This is a genomic window from Actinomadura sp. NPDC048032 (assembly GCF_040653175.1).
GTDB lineage: Bacteria > Actinomycetota > Actinomycetes > Streptosporangiales > Streptosporangiaceae > Spirillospora > Spirillospora verrucosospora.
This window is the reverse complement of record NZ_JBEZJP010000558.1, coordinates 1-4,340: the sequence shown is the minus strand read 5'-3', so window position 1 is coordinate 4,340 and position 4,340 is coordinate 1. Positions and strand designations below refer to the sequence as shown.

The following is a 4,340-nucleotide window of genomic DNA, read 5'->3' as shown; positions in this document are numbered from 1 at the left end:
GCACCCCGTCCAGGCGCCGGCAGATCGCCGCGACCCACGGTGCCGTCCCGTCGTCGAGCGCGAAGCCGGGGGAGGCCGCGGCGGCCCGCGCGACGAACAGCCGGACCGCGCTCGACTCCCGCAGCGCGTCCGGCGCGGTCTCGTGACCGGGCAGGTCGAGCGGCGGGACGGCCTCCAGCCGTTCACCGGCGATCCCCAGGGGCTCCCGCGACGTCGCGAGGACGCGCAGCCCCGGCGCGTCGGCGAGCAGCCGCCCGGCCAGCTCGGCGACGGGTTCGAGCACGTGCTCGCAGTTGTCGAGGACGAGCAGCGCCCGCCGCCCCCGCAGCGCCTCCGCGAGCGGGGCCCCGCCGGACTCCTCGCGCAGCCCCAGCGTGCGGGCGACCTGCCCGGCCACGTCGTCGGGCCCGGTCAGCTCGACCATCCACACCCCGTCGGGGTGGTCGGCGATCGACCGGGAGGCGATCTCCACGGCCAGCCGGGTCTTGCCGACGCCGCCCGGCCCGGTGAGCGTCACCAGCCGGTGCCCGGCCAGCAGGGCCCGGCCCCGCTCGACCGCGTCCTCGCGGCCGATCAGCTCGTCGAGCGCGGCGGGCAGCCGGGGAGCCGCCCGCGGCGGCGGGGCGGGGCCCTCCGCGAGCATCGACCGGTGGAGCTCCGCGAGCTCGGGGCCCGGGTCGGCGCCGAGCTCCTCGGCGAGCCGCTTACGCAGCGCGTGGTAGCCCGCGAACGCCTCGTCCTGCCGGCCGGCCAGGTGGAGGGCGCGCAGGTGGAGGGCGTGGAGCGGCTCGCGGAGCGGATGGCGGGCCGCCGGCGCGGCCAGCTCGGCCGCCACCGCCGCGTGCTCGCCGAGGTCCAGCCGGGCGCGCGCGTGCCGCTCCAGCGCGACGAGCCGCCCCTCCTCCAGCTCGATGATCGCGGCGCGGGCGAACTCGGCGTCGGCGAAGTCGGCGAAGGCGGGGCCCCGCCACAGCGCGAGCGCGTCGCCGAGCAGCCGCCTGCGGGCGAGGGGGTCGGCGGCCTCGCGGCCGAGCGCCGCCGCGAACCGCGCGGCGTCGACCGCCTCCGGGGCGGCGTCGAGCGCGTAACCGGGCGGGCGGGCGGCGACGAGGCTCCGGCCGCCCGGCTCGCCCACCTCCAGCGCCTTCCGGAGCTGCGAGACCCGGGCCTGGAGCGTTCCGAGCGGGTTGCGGGGCGGCCGGTCGCCCCACAGCGCGTCGATCAGCCGGTCGACGGACACGGGCTCTCCGGGCCGGGTGAGCAGGACGGCGAGCAGCGTCCGGACCTTCGCCTCGGGCACGCGCACGGGCGCCCCGCCGTCCGTCCACACCGCGAGCGGCCCCAGCACCCCGAAACGCACGACGTCAGGGTAGTCGCCGCTACGGACAGACCCGCAGCACGTCCGTAGCGCCCAAGGCGAGGGTGGAGGAAACACACACCCAGGAGGACACGTGAAGTCTCCAGTGACCGTCATCGGTCTCGGACCCATGGGCGCGACGATGGCCAAGACGTTCCTTGCGAAGGGCCGCCCGACCACGGTCTGGAACCGGACGGCGTCCAAGGCGGCCCCTTTGGTGAAGGACGGCGCGACCCTCGCCCCCACCGCCGCCGACGCCCTCGCGGACGCCGAGCTGGTCGTCGTGAGCCAGACCGACTACAAGGCGATGTACGACTCGCTCGACGGCGCGGACCTTCAGGGACGCGTCATCGTCAACCTCAGCTCCGGCAGCCCCGGCGAACTGCGCCGTGCGAGCGAATGGGCGTCCGAGCGGGGCGGCGTCCTGGTCACCGGCGGCATCATGGTGCCTCCGCCAGGGATCGGCCAGCCGGGGGCGTACGTCTTCTACAGCGGTCCGGAGCAGGTACTGGACCGCCACCGCGAGGCCCTGGGCGAGCTGGGGGACGTCACCTTCGTCGGTGAGGACCCGGGCTTGTCGATGCTCTACTACCAGTCGCAGCTCTACCTCTTCTGGTCCACCCTGACCGCCTACATGCACGCCGTGGCCTTGCTGGGCTCCGCGGGAGCCTCCGCCCGGGAGTTCCGCCCGTTCGCCACGTCCTTGCTGCTCGACCTGGCCGGCGACGGGCCGATGGGCTTCGTGAAGCACGTCACGGGAGAGATCGAGGCCGGCGTCTACCCGGGCGAGGACAACACCCTGCGGATGCAGGCCGTCGGCGCCGACCACGTCGTGGAGGCCGCCCGCGAAGCCGGGATCGACGTCGCGGGCCCGACCGCCCTGCGGAACCTGTTCTGGCGTGCCGTCGACGCCGGTCACGGCGAGGACGGGCTGTCCAGCGTCATCGAGGCGGTTCGCCGCCCGTGACCAGCGGGAGGCGCAGGACGAACCGGGCGCCCCTGCGGGAGTCGGCGATGCGCAGGGAACCGCCGTAGATCTCGGCGATCTCGCGGGCGATGGGCAGCCCGAGACCGGTGCCCTGGGGGTCCCGGGCGCGCGACTCGCTGAGGCGGGCGAAACGCTCGAAGACGCGTTCGCGGGCCTCCTCGGGAATCCCGGAGCCGTCGTCGAGGACCTCCACGACCGCGTCGCCGCCCTCGCGCGCCACGGTCACCTCGATGCGCGACTCGGCGTGCCGCTCGGCGTTGCCCAGCAGGTTGCCGAGCACCCGGCTCAGCCGCACCGGGTTGGCGCGCACGACCACGCCGGGCTCCAGCCGCGTCCTGATCGGCACGTCGCCGGCCCGCAGGCCGACCTCCCGGCGGACGAGGCCGGCGAGGTCGACCGGCTCCACGGGCTTCGGGGTGCGGGCGTCGAGCCGGGACAGCTCCAGGAGGTCGGCGACGATGTCGTTCAGGCGCCGCGTGTCGCGGAGCGCGGCGCGGACCGCCGGCTTCCAGTCGGCGTCGTCCGGCTCGCCGAGGGCGACCTCCAGCCGCGTCTGGAGGCCCGCGATCGGGTTGCGCAGGTCGTGGGAGGCGTCGGAGACGAAGCGGCGCTCCCGGTTCACCGCCTCCTCCAGCCGGTCCAGGGTGGCGTTGACCGTCTCGGCGAGGCTCTGGATCCCCCCGGCGGCCCGCGGGACGGGCACCCGGTGGTCCAGGCCCCGCGCGTCCAGGTCGGCCATCTCGGAGCGGATGATGTCGACCGGGACGAACGCCTGCCCGATCGTGTGCCACGTCCACCACGCGATCAGGCTGAGCAGGGCGACCAGCAGGCCGAAGAGGGCGACGGGCAGCAGCCACACGTTCAGCAGGCCGGGCAGCGGCGCCGCGGCGATGACCATGACGTCCGGGCCCCACGGGGACGTGCGGATGCGGAGGCCGAACGCCCACACGCACCCCCTGGGGAAACGGGGGCAGACCCGCTGGTCGATCAGCAGTTCGCCCCTCGCCAGGTCGGCGGTCGCGAGCGCGGGACGTCCGCGGATCGCGTCGCTGGCGGCCACGACCCTTCCCCGCGGGGTGACCACCTGCACCAACTGCGCCTCGTTCGGGCGGACGTCGATGACGCCGGGGTTCCGTCCCCTGGAGAGGTCGAACGCGATCCGTTCGGCGGTCCGCTCCGTCTGGCGGCCGACCCTGTTCTCCGCCCAGTCCCGCGCCAGCAGCAGCATCAGGACCAGCGCCAGCACCAGGATCAGCGCGGACACCGCGACGGTGATGAGGGTCGCGCGTCCCCGCACCGAGAAGAGCAGCGGCGTGCCCCAGAGGCGGGCTTGACGCCGCTTCCCCATCGTCACAGTGGATTCCCGGAACCGTCCACACCGTCACTCTAAGTGACGCGACGTGAGATGCTCGCACCGCGTGCGGCACCGGTAGAGGCGCCGTGAACAGGACAAGGGCCGCGATCCGTACTTCGAGGGTGACGGGCAGCCTTCCGGACGTGAGGGCGGCCGGGACGGGGAGGCGGTGCTGTGGTCGGGACGCGGGACCGTGTGGTGATCGGCGAGATCACGTTGCCGGGCGTGCGGCGGTCGGTCGGGTGCGCGCGGGACTTCGTCCGGAACGCGGCGGCCGGTCATCCCGCCCTGGACGACATGGTGCTGGTGGTGAGCGAGACGGTCGCGAACGCGATCGCGCACACGGCGTCCGGGCTGGAGGGCGGGCTGGTGATGGTCGCCGTCCTGGCCGGGGACGGCGCTTACAGGCTTGAGGTCGCCGACGAGGGCGCGGCCGGCGGGCGCCCCCGTGTGAAAGGCGGGGACGCTGGCGACGAGCAGGCGGGGGAGGGCGCCGAGTCGGGACGCGGGATGCGGATCGTCGAGGCGCTCGCGTCGCGGTGGGGATTCCGCGCGGACGGCGTCCGGACGGTGGTGTGGGCGGAGTTCCCGGCCGGGGAGGCCCTGCCCGCCAGGCCGAGCATTAACAGCCAGTCTGCCCA

At 75.0% G+C, this 4,340-nt stretch carries 4 protein-coding genes; 2 read left to right on the top strand and 2 right to left on the bottom strand.

The genetic code is table 11. The features are described from left to right. The coding region (locus tag AB0C69_RS38815) for a BTAD domain-containing putative transcriptional regulator (RefSeq protein ID WP_360361071.1) at positions 1-1,360 on the bottom strand (1,360 nt) is incomplete at its 3' end. Positions 1,361-1,451: 91 nt separating this feature from the next. On the opposite strand from AB0C69_RS38815, the gene AB0C69_RS38810 reads away from it, so the two are divergent. Continuing rightward, positions 1,452-2,324, top strand: a complete 873-nt coding sequence (locus tag AB0C69_RS38810; protein WP_360361068.1) for an NAD(P)-binding domain-containing protein — start codon at positions 1,452-1,454, stop codon at positions 2,322-2,324. Here AB0C69_RS38810 and AB0C69_RS38805 read toward each other — a convergent pair. Beyond that, positions 2,299-3,693 (bottom strand): HAMP domain-containing sensor histidine kinase, encoded by a 1,395-nt coding sequence (locus AB0C69_RS38805; RefSeq protein WP_360361065.1) that lies wholly within the window; start codon positions 3,691-3,693, stop codon positions 2,299-2,301. The genes AB0C69_RS38810 and AB0C69_RS38805 overlap by 26 nt on opposite strands. 180 nt (positions 3,694-3,873) lie before the next feature. Between AB0C69_RS38805 and AB0C69_RS38800 the strand changes: the two genes are divergently transcribed. Continuing rightward, positions 3,874-4,340 (top strand): ATP-binding protein (locus AB0C69_RS38800; RefSeq protein WP_360361062.1); only part of this gene is annotated, 467 nt, incomplete at its 3' end.

What these genes read in the sequence shown, in the direction of transcription:
- AB0C69_RS38805 (WP_360361065.1), bottom strand. Translation starts at nt 3,693, where the DNA reads ATGGGGAAGCGGCGTCAAGCCCGCCTCTGGGGCACGCCGCTGCTCTTC.